Source organism: Herbiconiux sp. VKM Ac-2851 (genome assembly GCF_013205105.1).
Lineage (GTDB): Bacteria > Actinomycetota > Actinomycetes > Actinomycetales > Microbacteriaceae > Herbiconiux > Herbiconiux flava.
Genome location: NZ_JABMLJ010000001.1, coordinates 587,968 through 604,870 on the forward strand (window position 1 = coordinate 587,968; position 16,903 = coordinate 604,870).

The window sequence follows — 16,903 nt, forward strand, 5'->3', positions numbered from 1 at the left end:
CCTGGCACCTCGCCCCGGCCCTCGCCCTTTCGCACCCGGAGCTTTGGACTAACGTCGGTACGGAGCACTCCCGGCAGCGCCGGCCACCCCCTCCGAAAGGACGCCCGTGAGCTTCACCGCACCGATCCAGATGCCCGGCCTCGCCCTCGACCCCGAGTGGTACAAGCGCTCGGTCTTCTACGAGGTGATGATCCGCTCGTTCGTCGACTCCAACGGCGACGGCTTCGGCGACATCGCCGGGCTGATCTCCAAGCTCGACTACCTGCAGTGGCTCGGCATCGACGCGCTCTGGCTGCCGCCGTTCTACCAGTCGCCGATGCGCGACGGCGGCTACGACGTCTCCGACTTCAAGGCGGTGCTGCCCGACTACGGCACGGTCGAGGAGTTCCGCGACCTCGTGACGAAGGCGCACGAGCGCAACATGCGCATCGTGATCGACTTCCCGCTGAACCACACCAGCGACCAGCACGACTGGTTCCAGCAGTCGCGCGAAGACCCCGACGGCCCCTTCGGCGACTTCTACGTCTGGAGCGACACCGACGAGAAGTACGAGAACATCCGCATCATCTTCGTCGACACCGAGGAGTCCAACTGGACCTTCGACCCGGTGCGCCGGCAGTTCTTCTGGCACCGCTTCTTCTCGCACCAGCCCGACCTCAACTTCGAGAACCCGGCCGTGCACGAGGCCATCTTCGACACCGTGCGGTTCTGGTTCGACATGGGGGTCGACGGCATCCGTCTCGACGCCATCCCCTACCTCTACGAGAGCGACGAGGGCAACGGCGAGGGCGAGCCGAAGACCCACGAGTTCATCGTCAAGCTGCGCGAGATGATCGACCAGGAGTACCCCGGCCGCCTGCTCGTCGCCGAGGCGAACCAGTGGCCGCGCGAGGTCGCCGCGTTCTTCGGCAGCGACGAGGAGCCCGAGTGCCACATGGCCTTCGACTTCCCCGTGATGCCCCGCATCTACTACTCGCTGCGGTCGCAGAAGGCCGACGAGCTGATCCGCGTGCTCAGCGAGACGACCGACATCCCGAAGTCGGCGGCGTGGGGCGTGTTCCTCCGCAACCACGACGAGCTGACGCTCGAGATGGTGTCCGAGGAGTACCGGCAGGCCATGTACGGCTGGTACGCCTACGACCCGCGCATGCGCTCGAACATCGGCATCCGGCGCCGGCTCGCGCCCCTGCTCGACAACTCGCGCGCCGAGCTCGAGCTGGCTCACGCACTGCTGTTCGCGCTGCCGGGATCGCCGTTCCTCTACTACGGCGACGAGATCGGCATGGGCGACAACATCTGGCTGCCCGACCGCGACTCCTCCCGCACGCCGATGCAGTGGACGCCCGACCGCAACGCGGGCTTCTCCACCGCCGACCCTGGCAAGCTGTTCCTGCCGGTCGTGCAGTCGCTGGTGTACAACTACACGCTGGTGAACGTGGAGTCGCAGCTCGCGCAGTCGCGCTCGCTCGTGCACTGGGTTCGCAACGTCATCCACGTTCGGAAGGCGCATCCGACCTTCGGCCTCGGCACGATGGAGGTGCTCGAGAGCGACCACGAGTCGGTGCTCGCCTTCGTGCGCTCCTACTCGGGCACGAACGACTACTTCGGCGACGGCCCGGAGGACGTGCTCTGCGTCTTCAGCTTCTCGCACAACCCGGTCTCGGCGACGATCACGGCGCCGCAGTTCGCCGGGCGGCGGCTGTTCGACCTGTTCGGGCGCGCCGAGTTCCCGGCCTTCGACGAGAACGGCACGGTCACGCTGACGTTCGGCACCCAGGCGTTCTACTGGCTGCACGTGCGCCAGACGCCGGAGCAGCAGGAGCTCCGCTAGCGGTTCGGCTCCTGCGGGTCGCGCCGTGCAGGGCGCGGCCCGGGGTGTCGGTCACGGGCGGTGTCGGTGGTGGCGGGCAGACTGAGGGCATGACGATCGTCGAGGTGCCCCTGTTCGAGTTCGACACCCTGGTCGATCCCGCCGTCGACGAGGTTCAGGATGCACGGCTCACCGCTCCCCTTCCCGCCTGGGCCGCGCGGCTGGCCGTCTTCGACCTCGAGACCACCGGCATCGACGTCGACACGAGTCGCGTGGTCACCGCGAACGTCACCCTCCTCGACGACGCCGGAGCGCCCGCCCGCCGCCACGACTGGCTGGCCGACCCCGGAGTCGAGATCCCCGAGCAGGCCACGGCCGTGCACGGCGTCACCACGGAACGCGCCCGCGCCGAGGGCCGCCCCGCTGCCGAGGTCGTCGGCGAGATCGTCGCCGCCCTCCGCGCCGCCTTCGACGACGGCTACTCGCTCGTGGTCTACAACGCCCCCTACGACCTGACCCTGCTGCACCGCGAGGCGCTCCGCCACGGTGTCGCGCCGCTCGAGGGCCCGCTGCCCGTGGTCGACCCGCTGGTCATCGACAAGCAGATCGACCGCTACCGCAAGGGCAAGCGCACGCTCACGGCCTCGGCCGAGCACTACGGGGTCTCGCTCACCGACGCGCACGACGCGGGGGCCGACGCCATCGCGGCCGGTCTCGTCGCCCGTGCGATCGCGGTGCAGTACGCCGCCGAGCTCGACCTCTCCCCCAGCGAGCTGCACGAGCAGCAGATCGCCTGGCACGACGCCCAGTGCGACTCCTTCGAGGACTACATGCGCCGCAGCCGCGACCCCTCCTTCACCGCGCGCCGCGGGTGGCCCGAGGTGCCGTTCCGAGCCTGAGGCCGCCGCCGGGCATCCGTCGCCACCTCGCTGCCCTATCGCTGCCCGTCGCCGGTGTGACGCCGACACGAAGAACCCCCGCCGACCGGAGTCGACGGGGGTTCTGACGTTCTGGGGGCTGCAGCCTACTTGCTGCCGCCGCCGAAGCCCTTGTAGCGGTTGTTGAACTTCTCGACGCGGCCGGCCGAGTCCATGATGCGCTGCTTGCCCGTGTAGAACGGGTGCGACTCCGACGAGATCTCGACGTCGATGACGGGGTAGGTGTTGCCGTCCTCCCACTCGATCGTCTTCGACGACGACACGGTCGAGCGGGTCAGGAAGGTCGCACCGGAGGCGAGGTCGCGGAAGACCACTGCTTCGTACGTGGGGTGGGTGTCAGTCTTCATTGTTGTGTCCTTGGTTCACGGCGGTGGTTGAGAGTGAAGTCAGAGGCCCGAGATTGCAGACAGCACCAGGGCCAGCTAGACAGTTTAGCAGACTGCGCGGTCGGGATCGATCAGGCCGCGCGAGCGCTGTAGCGCCCGTCGGCCTCGGTGAGCTCGATCGGCAGGCCGAAGGCGGCCTCGAGGTTCTCGGCGTTCAGCACCTCGCCGAGCGGCCCCGTCGCGACGATGCCGTCGCGGCCGAGCAGCAGGGCGTGGGTGAAGCCGCGCGGGATCTCCTCGACGTGGTGGGTGACCATCACGATCGCGGGCGCCTCGGGGGCCGAGGCGTAGCCGCCGAGCAGCTGCAGCAGCTCCTCGCGGGCGCCGAGGTCGAGGCTCGCGGCCGGCTCGTCGAGCAGCAGCAGCTCGGGGTCGGTCATCACCGAGCGGGCGATCTGCACGCGCTTCTGCTCGCCGTCGCTGAGCGAGCCGAACAGGCGCTCGGCGAGGTGGTCGAGCTTCCACTCGTTCAGCACGCGCTGGGCGCGGCGGAGGTCGATGTCTTCGTACGACTCGTTCCAGCGCCCGGTGACCGAGTAGGCCGCCGTCAGCACGACGTTCAGTACGGTCTCGTTGGCCGGGAAACGACGCGCCATCGCGCTCGAGGCGAAACCCACCCGAGGACGAAGCTCGAACAGGTCGACCTCGCCGAGCGTGCCCTCGAGCACCTGCACGGTGCCCTCGGAGGGGTGGTTCATCGCCGCGGCGATCTGCAGCAGCGTGGTCTTGCCCGCGCCGTTCGGCCCGAGCACCACCCAGCGCTGATCGCCGTCGACTTTCCAGTTCACGCCGCTGAGGATCTGATTCCCATCGCGGACAACCGAAACGTCTTCGAAATCGAGCACTGTGGGCATGCTCCAAGCCTACCCAGCGACAGCCGTCTAATTGACCAATGAGCGATAGATGTCAGCGGTCTGGGAGGCGATCGCGCCCCAGCTGAACTCGGCCTCGGCGCGAGCCCGGCCGGCCTCCCCCATCGCCTTCGCGCGCACCGGGTCGGAGACGACCTCGGTGAGCGCGCGCGCCAGGTCGGCGACGAAGCGGTCGGGGTCGGTCGGCGTGCCCGTGCCGTCCTGCAGCTGGTCGATCGGCACCAGCAGCCCGGTGACGCCGTCGTCGACGACCTCGGGGATGCCGCCGGTGGCCGTGCCCACCACGGGCAGGCCGCAGGCCATCGCCTCGAGGTTCACGATGCCGAGCGGCTCGTAGACGCTCGGGCAGACGAACACGGTCGCGGCGGTGAGGATCGCGGTCAGCGCGGGCTGAGGCAGGATCTCGTCGATCCAGACGATGCCCGAGCGCGTCTCCTGCAGCGTGCGCACGGCGCTCGAGACCTCCTCGAGGATGGCCGGCGTGTCGGGTGCGCCGGCGCACAGCACCACCTGCACCTCGGGGGGCAGCTGAGCGAGCGCCCGCAGCAGGTACGGCAGGCCCTTCTGCCGCGTGATCCGGCCGACGAAGACGACGGTGGGGCGGTCGGGGTCGATGCCGTGCTCCGCGAGCACCGCGGTGTCGTGGTTCGGCTTCCAGCGCTCCAGGTCGATGCCGTTGTAGACCGTCACGACGCGGGACTCGTCGATCGCGGGGTACGAGCGCAGGATGTCGCGACGCATGCCGTTCGAGACGGCGATCACCGCATCCGCCGACTCGAAGGCCGTCTTCTCGATCAGTGACGAGATGCGGTAGCCGCCACCGAGCTGCTCGGCCTTCCAGGGGCGCAGCGGCTCGAGCGAGTGCGCGGTGACGACGTGCGGCACGTCGTGCAGCAGGGCGGCGAGCCGACCGGCCGCGTTGGCGTACCAGGTGTGCGAGTGCACGAGGCTGGTGCCCGCGACCGCGTCGGCGATCTGCAGGTCGACGCCGAGGGTCGAGAGCGATCCGTTGGCGTTCGCGAGCTCGGCGGGAACCCGGTAGGCGTAGACCTCGGGCTCGTCGCGCGGGGCGCCGAAGCAGCGCACGGCCACGTCGAGATGGGCGCGCAGACCCTTGACGAGCTCGGCGACATGGACGCCGGCCCCTCCGTAGATCTCGGGCGGATACTCCTTGGTGATCACATCGACTCGCATAGTCGAACCGTAGTACGCCTGCGACGAAACCTCAGTAGGGTTTGTCCCATGGCACCATCAAAGAAGATCTTCGGCATCGTCCTCGCCGGTGGCGAGGGCAAGCGTCTCATGCCCCTCACCGCCGACCGAGCCAAGCCCGGCGTGCCCTTCGGCGGCGGCTACCGGCTGATCGACTTCGCCCTGTCGAACCTCGTGAACTCCGGCCTCCGTCAGATCGTCGTGCTGACCCAGTACAAGTCGCACTCGCTCGACCGCCACGTCTCCCAGACCTGGCACCTCGACGGCCTGCTGAACTCCTACATCGCCTCGGTGCCCGCACAGCAGCGCCTCGGCAAGCGCTGGTTCAGCGGCTCGGCCGACGCCATCCTGCAGTCGCTCAACCTGATCCGCGACGAGAACCCCGACATCGTCGTCGTGGTCGGCGCCGACCACGTCTACCGCATGGACTTCGGGCAGATGATCCAGGCGCACATCGACTCCGGCGCGGGCGCCACGGTGGCCGCCATCCGCCAGCCGATCGAGCTGGCCGACCAGTTCGGCGTCATCCAGACCGACCCCGCGAACCCCATGCGCATCGGCGAGTTCCTCGAGAAGCCGAAGAACCCGGTCGGGCTCGACGACGCTCCGCACGAGGTGCTCGCCTCGATGGGCAACTACGTCTTCGACGCCGACCAGCTGATCGACGCCGTCATCCGCGACGGCGAGCGGCCCGAGTCGAGCCACGACATGGGCGGCGACATCATCCCCGACTTCGTGGCGCGCGGCAACGCGGCGGTCTACGATCTCAACCGCAACGAGGTGCCCGGCTCCACCGACCGCGACCGCTACTACTGGCGCGACGTGGGAACGATCGAGTCGTTCTACGACGCCCACCAGGACCTCATCTCGGCCCTGCCGGTGTTCAACCTCTACAACGAGCGCTGGCCGATCTTCACCCAGCAGCTCAACTCCCCGCCGGCGAAGTTCGTGCGCGACTCCAAGGGCAACCCGGGCGTCACCGTCGAGTCGATCGTCTCGCTCGGCTGCCTCATCTCGGGCGCCCGCGTCGAGGGCAGCGTCGTCGGGCCGTGGACCACCGTCGACTCCGGCGCCCTCGTGCAGCAGTCCGTGCTCTTCGACCGCGTGCACGTCGAGCCGGATGCGGTGGTGCGGCGGGCGATCCTCGACAAGAACGTCGTCGTCACGGCCGGGGCCCAGATCGGTGTCGACCCCGAGCGCGACCGCGAGCGGGGGTTCACGGTCACCGACTCGGGCATCACCGTGGTGGGCAAGGGCGAGCGGGTCCTGCCTTAGCCTCTCAGGCCGACCAGCGGCAGGAGCTGCGAGAGATCGCGGAGGTCCATGACGAGGTCGGCCTGCGCCCGCACGACGGGTTTCGCGTCGAACGCCACCGACAGGCCGGCGATCTCCATCATGCGGAGGTCGTTCGCGCCGTCACCGACGGCGACCGTGCGGGCGAGCGGAATCGCGCGGGCCCCGGCCCACTCGATCAGCGCATCCGCCTTGCTCTGCGGGTCGACGATCGGACCGCTCACCGCACCGGTCAGCCGGCCGTCGGCCGAGTGCAGGCGGTTGGCTCGCCAGTGGTCGAGGCCGAGGCGTTCGGCCAGCGGGTCGAGCAGCTCGTGGAAGCCGCCCGAGACCACGCCGACCAGGCTGCCGTGGGCGTGCAGGCCGGCGATCATCGCCGGCACGCCCTCGGTCACGACGATCTGCTCGCCGATCTCGCGGTAGCAGTCGGTGCTGAGGCCCTCGAGCAGCGCCACCCGGGCGCGCAGGCTCTCGGCGAAGTCGAGCTCGCCGTGCATGGCCCGCTCGGTGATCGCGGCCACCTCGGTGTGCCGGCCCGCGCAGTCGGCGAGCATCTCGATGACCTCGTTCTCGATCAGGGTCGAGTCGACGTCGAGCACCACGAGGTGCGGTGTCACGCTCAGTGCCCCATGCCGAGACCGCCATCGACCGGCACGACGGCGCCGGTGATGTAGGCGGCGTCGTCGGAGGAGATCCAGGCCACGACCTTCGCGACCTCGGCCGCGGAGCCGTAGCGGCCGGCGGGGATCGACTTCTTGTACTCGGCCTGCTGGGCCTCGGGCAGCTCGGCGGTCATGTCGGTCTCGATGAAGCCGGGGGCGACGACGTTGGCGGTGATGCCGCGGGCCCCGAGCTCGCGCGAGATCGAGCGGGCGAAGCCCACGAGCGCGGCCTTGGAGGCGCTGTAGTTCGCCTGGCCCGGGCCGCCGTAGAGGCCGACGACGCTCGAGATCAGCACGATGCGGCCGAAGCGGGCCTTCAGCATGCCCTTCGACGCGCGCTTGACGACACGGAAGGCGCCGGTGAGGTTCGTGTCGACGACGCTGGTGAAGTCGTCCTCGCCCATCCGCATGAGCAGCATGTCCCGGGTGATGCCGGCGTTCGCCACGACGACCTCGACCGGGCCGAACTCGCTCTCGACCTCGCTGAAGGCGGCGTCGATGGAGGCGGTGTCGGTGACGTCGCCCTTGACCGTGAGCGCTCCGGCGGGGCCGCCTTCCCCGGTGCGCGAGGTCACGGCGACGCGGTGGCCCTGGGCCACGAACTCCTCGGCGATGGCATAGCCGATACCGCGGTTTCCGCCGGTGATGAGCACGGTTCGGGGGGTGATGGCAGAAGTCACGGAGAGCTGGTCCTCACGGGATGGGGCGGGGCAGGAGACGGCCGGCGAACCCGACGGGGCAATCGGCCGGATACCAGCTTAGAAGCAGTTGGGGAAGCGTAGGCTGAGGTGACCATGAAGAGCAGCCAGCAGTCCCTCACGAGCCTGCCGCCGTCACCCGATGCCGAGCGGCACGCCCGCATGGTCAAATACCTGATCACCATGTCGATCCGCGTGCTCTGCCTCGTGCTGATGCTGTTCGTGCACGGCTGGTGGCTGGCCGTCTGCGCCGCCGGGGCCATCCTGCTGCCCTACTTCGCCGTCGTGCTCGGCAACGTCGGCACCTCCAACATCCAGCGCCACGAGCAGCCGACGGCGATCGAGGTGTACCGCCCGGTTCCCGGAGACGGGCCCCGGTCGTGATCTCGCTCGGCCTCGAGCCCTCCCCCGAGGAGTGCTCGCGGGCGGGCTGCCGTGCTCGCGCCTCGCACCGGATCGAATGGCGCAACCCGCGCATCCATTCTGAAGACCGGCGCAAGGTCTGGCTCGCCTGCGACGAGCACGAGGAGTTCCTGCGCGAGTTCCTCGCGGCGCGTGACTTCCCGCTCGAGGTGGTGCCCGTATGACCGGCTGGCGCTTCCTGCTCTCGCGGCGCTGGGCCGGCTATCTCGCCCTCACGGTCGTGTTCGCGCTGGTCTGCGTGCTGCTGGCGATGTGGCAGCTCGCCCGCCGCGACGAGGCGGTGGCCGAGATCAATCGGGTCGAGACGAACTTCGACGCCTCCCCCACGCCGCTCACCTCGGTGCTGCCCGAGCTCGACTCCTACGACGAGTCGCAGGAGTGGCTGACCGTGTCGATGACCGGCGAGTACCTCGTCGACGACCAGCTGCTGGTGCGCAACCGGCCGCTCGGAGGCGACGTCGGCTTCGACGTGCTGGTGCCGCTGCGGCTCGCGAACGGCGACGTGTTCGTCGTCGACCGCGGGTGGGTGCCGACGGGGCAGACGCAGGACGTGCCGGATGTGGTGCCCGCGGCCCCCACGGGCACCGTGACGGTCGTCGCGCGGCTCAAGGCCGGGGAACCCGAGCTCGCGGGTCGGGGGGCCGTGCCCGGGCAGATCGCGACCATCGAGCTGCCGCGCATCGCCGACGAGGTCGGTCTGCCGACCTACACGGGGGCGTACGGCCTGATGGCGTCGGAGGACCCGGCGCCCGCCACGCGCCCGATGGCCATGCCGAAGCCGACACCCGACGAGGGCGCGCACCTGTCGTACACGTTCCAGTGGTTCTGCTTCGGGCTGCTCGGCTTCGTGGGGCTCGGCTACATCGTGCGGCAGGAGTTCCGGCGGCTGAACGAGGACGACCCCGAGGAGCAGGAGCGCGCGGCCGAGCGCGAGCGCCGGCGGGCCGCGAAGCGTTCGGACTCCGATATCGAGGACGAGATCCTCGATTCGGAGACCCAGCCCCGCTAGCCCTCCTGGGCTATGCCAGGCTGATCAGGTCGGCGTAGTCCTTGTTCCAGTGATCTTCCACGCCGTCGGGCAGGATGAGCACGCGCTCGGGGTTCAGCGCCTCGACGGCACCCTCGTCGTGGCTGACCAGCACGACCGCTCCCTCGTAGTGCGCGAGAGCATCCAGGATCTCTTCGCGGCTCGCCGGGTCGAGGTTGTTCGTGGGCTCGTCGAGCAGCAGCACATTGGCCCCGCTGACCACGATCATCGCCAGCGCGAGCCGGGTCTTCTCGCCGCCCGAGAGCACACCCGCCGGCTTGTGGCCGTCGTCACCGGTGAACAGGAACGAGCCGAGCACGCGCCGCGCCTCGGTCTCGGTGAGGTTCGGTGAGGCGGAGACCATGTTCTCCAGCACCGAGCGCTTCACGTCGATGGTCTCGTGCTCCTGGGCGTAGTACCCGATGCGCAGGCCGTGGCCGGGCTCGAGCTGCCCCGTGTCGGGCTTGTCGACCCCGCCGAGGATGCGCAGCAGCGTCGTCTTGCCCGCACCGTTCAGCCCCAGGATGACGACCTTCGAGCCGCGGTCGATGGCGAGGTCGACGGCGGTGAAGATCTCGAGCGAGCCGTAGCTCTTGGAGAGGTTCGACGCCATCAGCGGGGTGCGACCGCAGGCCGCCGGGGTCGGGAAGCGCAGTTTCGCCACGCGGTCGACCTCGCGCACCTCCTCGAGCCCGGAGAGCATCTTCTCGGCGCGCGCCACCATCTGGTGCGCGGCGGCCGCCTTCGACGCCTTCGCACCGAAGCGGGCGGCCTGCATCTGCAGCTGACCGGCCTTCTTCTCGACGTTGACGCGCTCCTTCTTGCGGCGCTCCTCGTCGGCGGCGCGCTGACGCAGGTAGTTGCGCCAGTTCATGTTGTAGATGTCGATGACCTGGCGGTTGGCGTCGAGGTAGAAGACGCGGTTCACCGTCTCGCCGACCAGCTCGATGTCGTGGCTGATCACGATGAAGCCGCCGTTGTAGCTCTTCAGGAACTCGCGCAGCCAGACGACGCTGTCGGCGTCGAGGTGGTTCGTCGGCTCGTCGAGGATGAGCGTCTCCGCATCGGAGAACAGGATGCGCGCGAGCTCGATGCGGCGCCGCTGACCGCCCGAGAGCGTCTTCAGCTGCTGGTCGAGGATGCGGTCGGGCAGGCTCAGGTTGCTCGCGATCGACGCCGCCTCGGCCTCGGCCGCGTACCCGCCGAGCGCGTCGAAGCGCTCGGTGAGGTTGCCGTACTTCTTCATCGCGGCGGCGCTGACCTTCGGGTCGTCGCTCGCCATGGCGATGGAGGACTCCTGCATGCCCTCGAGCAGCGAGCCAAGACCGCGAGCGTTCAGGATGCGCGTGCGCGCCAGTTCCTCGGGGTCGCCCGAGCGCGGGTCCTGAGGCAGGTAGCCGAGCTCGCCGGAGCGCTGCACGGCCCCGTCGGCGGGCTGGAGGTCGCCGGCGAGGACTTTGGTCAGAGTGGTCTTGCCCGCTCCGTTGCGGCCCACCAGCCCGACCTTGTCGCCGGAACCGACTCGGAACGACACGTCCTCCATGAGGGTTCGTGCGCCGACCCGGATCGCGAGGTCAGTAACGCTGAGCACAGAGATATCCAATTCTTTCGTTGCGTCGCCACAACGCGGGGGGAGGGGGAATCTCTCTAGTATATTTCCATGTCCTCCCTCACTGCGGCCCTCGGCCGTTCTGCTCTCGGCCGCCCCACGCTCGCCGACCGCCTCGTCAGCCGCAGCATCCTGACCGACGTCATGCTCGTCGCGGGCGGCGCGGCCTTCACCGGTCTGCTCGCCCAGATCGCCGTGCCGCTCTGGCCCGTCCCCATCACGGGCCAGACCCTCGCGGTGCTGCTCGTCGGCTCGACGCTCGGTGCCCTCCGCGGCATGGTCTCGCTCGCCGTCTACGCCGTGCTCGGCATCGCGGGCGTGCCGTGGTTCAGCGACGCGGCCGCCGGCTGGCACGTCGTCGCCGGCCCCACGGGCGGCTACATCATCGGCTTCATCATCGCCGCCGGCCTCACCGGCTGGCTGGCGCAGCGCAGCTTCGACCGCAAGGTGCTCGGAGCTGTCGCCTCGTTCGCCGCGGGCACGCTCGTCACCTTCGCGATCGGCCTGCCCTGGCTCGCCGCCTCGCTCGGCCTCACGCTCTCGCAGACCCTCGAGGCGGGCCTCTACCCCTTCATCGTCGGCGGCATCGTCAAGACGCTCCTCGCCGCGGGCATCATCCCCCTGGCCTGGAAGCTCACCTCCCGCCGCAAGTAGCCCCGCGCAGACGCACCCACAGCGGCCGCCGACCTCCTCACGGGGTCGGCGGCCGCTCTGCGTGCGCGAGGCCCCGACCGTGTCGAGCCGCCCACCGGTGCTCGCCCCGAGCCACGATCCCCCGCAGCACCTCGAGCGTCGCGCGCCACCCGTGCATCAACTGCGCGTAACTCAGCCGCACCACGAGATAGCCCCGGCGGGCGAGCGCCAGATCGCGGCGCCTATCGGCCACGAAGGCCTCGTGCCCCGAGTGCCAGGCGCTTCCGTCGACCTCGACGACCAGCCGCTCTCCGATCAGGATGTCCACCCGCCCGACGCCGTCGATCTCGACCTGCACGCGGTGGCCGATTCCCACGGCGCGCACACCGACCCGCACCCGCGACTCCAACCCCGACTCGGCCGCCCCGTCGACGAAGTCGAGGTGGGAGCGGTAGCAGAGGGGCAGCGGGGCCAAAAGCACGGCGAGGCGGGACTCAGTGACGAGCCGTCGGTTGAGGGCCGAGTCGAGGGCGCCGATCGCATCCAGGCGCGCAAGGCACCGCGTCGCGTGCACGAGTGCCGACTCGACCTAGTCGACGGCACCGCGCGGCGGCCGCACGCCCAGTCCGTGGTGCCGGTGCGTCACGACATCGGCGCCGTGATCGGGCACGTGGGAGTGGCGGCGCACCTGGAGGTGCAGCCGAGCATCCTCGCCCGTCCACACGCCGAGCGGTCGCAGCACCGAGACGCAGCTCAGCACTCCCCCGAGTCGGGCGGCTCGCACGACGTCGCCGTGGGCGTCGGGCAGCGCCACCCATCCTCGCCGCAGCCGGACGAGCCCGCCCCGGGCGACGAGGCGGTCGATCGCCGCCGAGGGGTGCCCGTCCGCAGCGAGCTCGGACACGCGCGCGACGCCGCGGCACCGGGACAGCGTTTCGACGATGGTGCTCTGCATCGGGCCAGAGTTCCACGCCACCCTGCGGGCCGGAGGCCGTCAGGCCGAGCTGTGAGCGGACGAGCCGCGAAGGCTGGTCGTGGAGGAGCGGTTCGCGCACGCGACGCGGCCCCCGACTCCGTGAGGAGGTCGGGGGCCGCGAGACGTGCGTGAAGCGCGGGGCTAGATCGAGAAGCCGAGGGCGCGCATCATGTCGCGCCCGTCGTCGGTGATCTTGTCGGGGCCCCACGGCGGCATCCACACCCAGTTGATGCGGAACTGCTCCACCACGCCGTCGAGCGCCTCAGCGGTCTGCTCCTCGAGCACGTCGGTGAGCGGGCAGCCGGCGCTCGTGAGCGTCATGGAGATGACGAGCGCGTTCTGCTCGTCGTCCCAGTTGAGGTCGTAGATGAGGCCGAGGTCGACGATGTTGACGCCGAGCTCAGGGTCCATCACGTCTTTGAGAGCCTCTTCGACCTGGTCGAAGAGCTTCGGTTCGAGTGTCGTGACCATACCGTTATCCTACGTTCGCGCCCTGGAGAAAGCGATCGTAGCCCTCGTTCTCGAGGCGCACGGCGAGCTCGGGGCCGCCCTGCTCGGCGACCTTGCCCGCGACGAACACGTGCACGAAGTCGGGCTTCACGTAGCGCAGGATGCGGTTGTAGTGCGTGATCAGCAGGATGCCCAGGCCGGTGTTCTCCTTGGCCCGGTTCACGCCCTCCGACACGATCTTCAGCGCATCGACGTCGAGACCGGAGTCGGTCTCGTCGAGCACGGCGAACTTGGGCTTCAGCAGCTCGAGCTGGAGGATCTCGTTGCGCTTCTTCTCGCCGCCCGAGAAGCCCTCGTTGACGTTGCGCTCGCGGAACGACTTGTCCATCCGCAGGGCGGTCATCGAGGAGTCGAGGTCCTTGATCCAGCCGCGGATCGCCGGCGCCTGGCCGTCGATCGCGGTCTTCGCGGTGCGCAGGAAGTTCGACACCGACACGCCCGGGATCTCGACCGGGTACTGCATCGCCAGGAAGAGGCCCGCGCGGGCGCGCTCGTCGACCGACTTGTCGAGCATCTCGACGCCGTCGAGCGTGACCGAGCCACCCTCGACGTGGTACTTCGGGTGGCCGGCGATCGCATAGGCGAGCGTCGACTTGCCCGAGCCGTTCGGGCCCATGATGGCGTGGGTCTCGCCCTCGCCGACCGCGAGGTCGACGCCGCGGAGGATCTGCTTGGTCCCCTGCTCGGTCTCGACGCTCACGTGGAGGTCTTCGATCTTCAGAACCGACATGCTAATCAATCACTTTCGTCACGGTTGGGTCGATGTAGATGTCCCCGTCGACCACCTCGATCGAGAAGACGGGAACGGGCTCGTAGGCGGGCAGCGTCAGCGGCTTGCCCGTCTCGAGCGAGAACTTGGAGCCGTGGGCCCAGCACTCGAGGGTGTCGTCCTCGACGAAGCCCTCGGCCAGCGAGATGTCGCCGTGGGTGCAGGTGTCGCCGATGGCGTGGCACTCCCCCGCCGAGTCCTTCACCAGGGCGATCGCGACGCCGCCGACGACCACGCGCAGCGCCTGGTTCACGGGAACCTCGTCGATCGCGCAGACCTTCTCGGCGCTCACGAGTCGCCGCCCGACGGAGCGGAAGCAGCGGCGGCACCAGCGGCACCGGCGCCGGCGGCAGCGGCCGCAGCACCATCGGAGGCGGCACCGGCCGCAGCCCGCACGACCTCGGCCTCGACCAGCTCGGCCTCGACGGCGGCGGTCAGCCGCTCCTCGAGCGCCGGCGAGCCGATCTGCGTGATGATCTCGGCGAGGAACCCGCGCACGACGAGGCGCCGCGCCTCCTCCTCCGAGATGCCGCGCGACTGCAGGTAGAACAGCTGCTCGTCGTCGAAGCGCCCGGTCGACGAGGCGTGCCCGGCCCCGACGATATTGCCCGTCTCGATCTCGAGGTTCGGGATGCTGTCGGCACGGGTGCCGTCGCTGAGCACCAGGTTGCGGTTCTGCTCGTAGCTGTCGGTGCCGTCGGCGTGCGGGCCGATCAGCACGTCGCCGACCCAGACCGTGTGCGCCTTGGCGCCCTGCAGTGCACCCTTGTAGTTGACCCGGCTGCGCGTGTTGGCGGCCTGGTGGTCGATGTACGGGCGCTGCTCGAGGTACTGACCGGCGTCGGCGAAGTAGAGGCCGAAGGCGTCGGTCGACGAGCCCTGACCCGCGAGGTGGATCGACGGGTTCACCCGCACGACACCGCCGCCGAGCGACACGATCACGTGCCGCAGGTTCGCGTCGCGCCCGACCGTGGCGAAGTGGCTCGACACGTGCACGGCCGAGTCGTTCCACTCCTGCACCGTCACGACGGTGAGCTGGGCGCCCTCCCCCACGACGATCTCGACGTTCTCGCTGAGGTCGGCGTCGCCGCGATGCTCCAGGATGACCGTTCCGCTGCTGTTCGGCAGCGCCTCGATCACGACGTGCGCCGCGCGCGGGTTCTGGTCGAAGTGCTCCCGGCGCACCAGCAGCTCCTCGGCCTCCTCGGAGGTCACCCGGATCTGCAGGACCTTCTCGACAGCGCCCCACGCGTTGGCGGATGCGCGGTCTTCGGGGGTGCCGGCCACGCCGACCACCGCCGTCGCCCGGTCGACCCACTCGACGGTGGTGCCCGCCGACTCGGAGTACTGGAACGCGACGGGGCTGCCGTCGAGCACGCCCTCGATGAGGGGGCGGAGGCGGTCGAGGGGTGCGAACTTCCACTCGAACTCCCGGCCGGTGACGGCGGGGAAGTCGGTCACGTCGGTCGACGAAGGCCGCTCCGATCGCGTCTGGACGGGAACGACGGACGGTGAAGCGAGGGCCATCTAGCCTGCGTTTCCTTTCGGCGGGGTCGACCGGGTGGTCGGCTGGGCGAGGGTGCCCGGGTGCACGAGGGGCGGGACGGTCATCCGACGGAGCCTTCCATGCCCATCTCGATCAGCTTGTTGAGCTCGAGGGCGTACTCCATGGGCAGCTCGCGGGCGATCGGCTCGATGAAGCCGCGCACGATCATGGCCATGGCCTCGTCTTCGGGGAGACCGCGGGACATGAGGTAGAACAGCTGCTCCTCGGAGACCTTCGAGACAGTGGCCTCGTGCCCGAGCTGCACGTCGTCGACGCGGATGTCGATGGCGGGGTAGGTGTCCGAGCGCGAGATCGTGTCGACGAGCAGCGCGTCACAGCGCACGGTGTTGGCCGAGTGGTGCGCGTTCGCGTCGACCCGCACCTCACCGCGGTAGCCCGCACGTCCGCCGCCTCGCGCGATCGACTTCGAGACGATCGACGACTGGGTGTACGGCGCCATGTGGATCATCTTCGCGCCGGCGTCCTGGTGCTGGCCGGGGCCCGCGAAGGCCACCGAGAGCGTCTCGCCCTTGGCGCGCTCGCCCGCGAGGTAGATCGACGGGTACTTCATCGTCACCTTGGATCCGATGTTGCCGTCGATCCACTCCATCGTCGCGCCCTCGTGGGCGATGGCCCGCTTGGTGACGAGGTTGTAGACGTTGTTCGACCAGTTCTGGATGGTCGTGTAGCGCACGCGGGCGTTCTTCTTCACGATGATCTCGACGACCGCGGAGTGCAGCGAGTCGCTCTTGTAGATCGGCGCCGTGCAGCCCTCGATGTAGTGCACGTACGAGCCCTCGTCGGCGATGATCAGCGTGCGCTCGAACTGGCCCATGTTCTCGGTGTTGATGCGGAAGTAGGCCTGCAGCGGGATCTCGACGTGCACGCCCTTGGGAACGTAGACGAACGAGCCGCCCGACCAGACGGCCGTGTTCAGCGCGGCGAACTTGTTGTCGCCCGAGGGGATGACCGAGCCGAAGTACTCGTCGAAGAACTCGGGGTGCTCGCGGAGCGCGGTGTCCGTGTCCATGAAGATGACGCCCTGGGCCTCGAGGTCTTCGCGGATCTGGTGGTAGACCACCTCGGACTCGTACTGCGCGGCCACGCCGGAGACGAGGCGCTGACGCTCCGCCTCGGGGATGCCGAGGCGCTCGTAGGTGCTCTTGATGTCGTCGGGCAGGTCGTCCCACGTGGTGGCCTGCTTCTCCGTGGAGCGCACGAAGTACTTGATGTTGTCGAAGTCGATGCCGGAGAGGTCGGCTCCCCAGGTGGGCATCGGCTTGCGCCCGAAGATCTGGAGCGCCTTCAGGCGCGTCTTGAGCATCCATTCGGGTTCGTTCTTCAGCGCCGAGATGTTCTCGACGACGGCCTCGTTGATGCCGCGCTTCGCGCTCGCACCCGCCGTGTCGGAGTCCGACCAGCCGAATTCGTACACGCCGAGGTTCTCGAGTTCTGGCCGGTCGATCAATACGTCTGACATGGCTGACTCCATTCCTTGCAGCTGGCGACCTGCTCCTGCCCAGAGTTCAACCGGGCAGA

General features: G+C 69.3%; 20 protein-coding genes. 7 read left to right on the top strand and 13 right to left on the bottom strand.

Annotated elements, in window-relative coordinates; genetic code table 11:
• Positions 1-106 precede the first annotated feature (106 nt).
• Positions 107-1,831, top strand: a complete 1,725-nt coding sequence (gene treS / locus HQQ85_RS02740) for a maltose alpha-D-glucosyltransferase (protein WP_271206562.1) — start codon at positions 107-109, stop codon at positions 1,829-1,831.
• A gap of 89 nt (positions 1,832-1,920) precedes the next feature.
• Positions 1,921-2,709, top strand: a complete 789-nt coding sequence (locus tag HQQ85_RS02745; protein ID WP_173180964.1) for an exonuclease domain-containing protein — start codon at positions 1,921-1,923, stop codon at positions 2,707-2,709.
• A 125-nt stretch (positions 2,710-2,834) separates the two neighbouring features.
• Here the strand turns inward: HQQ85_RS02745 and HQQ85_RS02750 are convergent, their stop codons facing one another.
• The 3 genes from HQQ85_RS02750 to glgA all read right to left on the bottom strand — a co-directional run bounded on the left by HQQ85_RS02750 (position 2,835) and on the right by glgA (position 5,200).
• Positions 2,835-3,095: a type B 50S ribosomal protein L31 gene (locus HQQ85_RS02750; RefSeq protein WP_173180965.1), complete on the bottom strand. Its 261-nt coding sequence runs from the start codon at positions 3,093-3,095 to the stop codon at positions 2,835-2,837.
• A gap of 110 nt (positions 3,096-3,205) precedes the next feature.
• Positions 3,206-3,988 carry an ABC transporter ATP-binding protein gene (locus HQQ85_RS02755; protein ID WP_173180966.1) on the bottom strand — a complete coding sequence of 261 codons (783 nt, stop codon included), beginning with the start codon at positions 3,986-3,988 and terminating at the stop codon, positions 3,206-3,208.
• Between the two features lie 27 nt (positions 3,989-4,015).
• Positions 4,016-5,200, bottom strand: a complete 1,185-nt coding sequence (gene glgA, locus HQQ85_RS02760; protein WP_173180967.1) for a glycogen synthase — start codon at positions 5,198-5,200, stop codon at positions 4,016-4,018.
• A gap of 48 nt (positions 5,201-5,248) precedes the next feature.
• Here glgA and glgC point away from each other — a divergent pair, with 48 nt between their 5' ends.
• Positions 5,249-6,493: a glucose-1-phosphate adenylyltransferase gene (glgC, locus tag HQQ85_RS02765; RefSeq protein WP_173180968.1), complete on the top strand. Its 1,245-nt coding sequence runs from the start codon at positions 5,249-5,251 to the stop codon at positions 6,491-6,493.
• On the opposite strand, the gene serB is transcribed toward glgC, so the two are convergent.
• Together serB and fabG are read right to left on the bottom strand one after the other, a co-directional pair.
• Positions 6,490-7,128: a phosphoserine phosphatase SerB gene (serB, locus tag HQQ85_RS02770; RefSeq protein WP_173180969.1), complete on the bottom strand. Its 639-nt coding sequence runs from the start codon at positions 7,126-7,128 to the stop codon at positions 6,490-6,492. The two genes, glgC and serB, sit on opposite strands and share 4 nt — an antisense overlap.
• Positions 7,129-7,130: 2 nt before the next feature.
• The gene (gene fabG, locus HQQ85_RS02775; RefSeq protein WP_173180970.1) at positions 7,131-7,853 is read right to left on the bottom strand and encodes a 3-oxoacyl-ACP reductase FabG; all 723 of its coding nucleotides are present in this window, start codon (positions 7,851-7,853) and stop codon (positions 7,131-7,133) included.
• A 114-nt stretch (positions 7,854-7,967) separates the two neighbouring features.
• Here fabG and HQQ85_RS02780 point away from each other — a divergent pair, with 114 nt between their 5' ends.
• From HQQ85_RS02780 to HQQ85_RS02790, 3 genes are read left to right on the top strand one after another with little or no spacing between them, the layout of a single operon-like run.
• A complete protein-coding gene (locus HQQ85_RS02780) occupies positions 7,968-8,255 on the top strand; it encodes a DUF3099 domain-containing protein (protein WP_173180971.1) in 288 nt (95 codons plus the stop codon).
• Entirely contained in the window at positions 8,252-8,458 is a 207-nt protein-coding gene (locus tag HQQ85_RS02785; protein WP_173180972.1) for a hypothetical protein, read from the top strand. Before HQQ85_RS02780 ends, HQQ85_RS02785 begins: the two co-directional genes overlap by 4 nt.
• The gene (locus HQQ85_RS02790; protein ID WP_173180973.1) at positions 8,455-9,303 is read left to right on the top strand and encodes an SURF1 family protein; all 849 of its coding nucleotides are present in this window, start codon (positions 8,455-8,457) and stop codon (positions 9,301-9,303) included. The genes HQQ85_RS02785 and HQQ85_RS02790 overlap by 4 nt, the downstream gene beginning before the upstream one ends.
• Positions 9,304-9,313: 10 nt before the next feature.
• On the opposite strand, the gene abc-f is transcribed toward HQQ85_RS02790, so the two are convergent.
• On the bottom strand, positions 9,314-10,912 hold the full coding sequence (gene abc-f / locus HQQ85_RS02795) for a ribosomal protection-like ABC-F family protein (RefSeq protein WP_173180974.1): 1,599 nt from the start codon (positions 10,910-10,912) through the stop codon (positions 9,314-9,316).
• 69 nt (positions 10,913-10,981) lie between these two features.
• Here abc-f and HQQ85_RS02800 point away from each other — a divergent pair, with 69 nt between their 5' ends.
• Positions 10,982-11,584 (top strand): biotin transporter BioY, encoded by a 603-nt coding sequence (locus HQQ85_RS02800; RefSeq protein WP_173180975.1) that lies wholly within the window; start codon positions 10,982-10,984, stop codon positions 11,582-11,584.
• 37 nt (positions 11,585-11,621) lie between these two features.
• Here the strand turns inward: HQQ85_RS02800 and HQQ85_RS02805 are convergent, their stop codons facing one another.
• The 7 genes from HQQ85_RS02805 to sufB all read right to left on the bottom strand — a co-directional run bounded on the left by HQQ85_RS02805 (position 11,622) and on the right by sufB (position 16,844).
• The gene (locus tag HQQ85_RS02805) at positions 11,622-12,137 is read right to left on the bottom strand and encodes a DUF559 domain-containing protein (protein ID WP_173180976.1); all 516 of its coding nucleotides are present in this window, start codon (positions 12,135-12,137) and stop codon (positions 11,622-11,624) included.
• 15 nt (positions 12,138-12,152) lie between these two features.
• Positions 12,153-12,518, bottom strand: coding sequence for a type IV toxin-antitoxin system AbiEi family antitoxin domain-containing protein (locus tag HQQ85_RS02810; protein ID WP_173180977.1), 366 nt, complete (start codon positions 12,516-12,518; stop codon positions 12,153-12,155).
• A gap of 162 nt (positions 12,519-12,680) precedes the next feature.
• Positions 12,681-13,010, bottom strand: coding sequence for a metal-sulfur cluster assembly factor (locus HQQ85_RS02815; protein ID WP_173180978.1), 330 nt, complete (start codon positions 13,008-13,010; stop codon positions 12,681-12,683).
• A 4-nt stretch (positions 13,011-13,014) separates the two neighbouring features.
• Positions 13,015-13,779, bottom strand: a complete 765-nt coding sequence (gene sufC / locus HQQ85_RS02820) for a Fe-S cluster assembly ATPase SufC (RefSeq protein WP_173180979.1) — start codon at positions 13,777-13,779, stop codon at positions 13,015-13,017.
• Between the two features lies 1 nt (position 13,780).
• Positions 13,781-14,110, bottom strand: coding sequence for a non-heme iron oxygenase ferredoxin subunit (locus tag HQQ85_RS02825; RefSeq protein WP_173180980.1), 330 nt, complete (start codon positions 14,108-14,110; stop codon positions 13,781-13,783).
• Positions 14,107-15,345, bottom strand: a complete 1,239-nt coding sequence (sufD, locus tag HQQ85_RS02830; RefSeq protein WP_173180981.1) for a Fe-S cluster assembly protein SufD — start codon at positions 15,343-15,345, stop codon at positions 14,107-14,109. The genes HQQ85_RS02825 and sufD overlap by 4 nt, the downstream gene beginning before the upstream one ends.
• Before the next feature lie 80 nt (positions 15,346-15,425).
• Positions 15,426-16,844, bottom strand: a complete 1,419-nt coding sequence (gene sufB, locus HQQ85_RS02835) for a Fe-S cluster assembly protein SufB (protein ID WP_173180982.1) — start codon at positions 16,842-16,844, stop codon at positions 15,426-15,428.
• Positions 16,845-16,903: the final 59 nt, after the last annotated feature.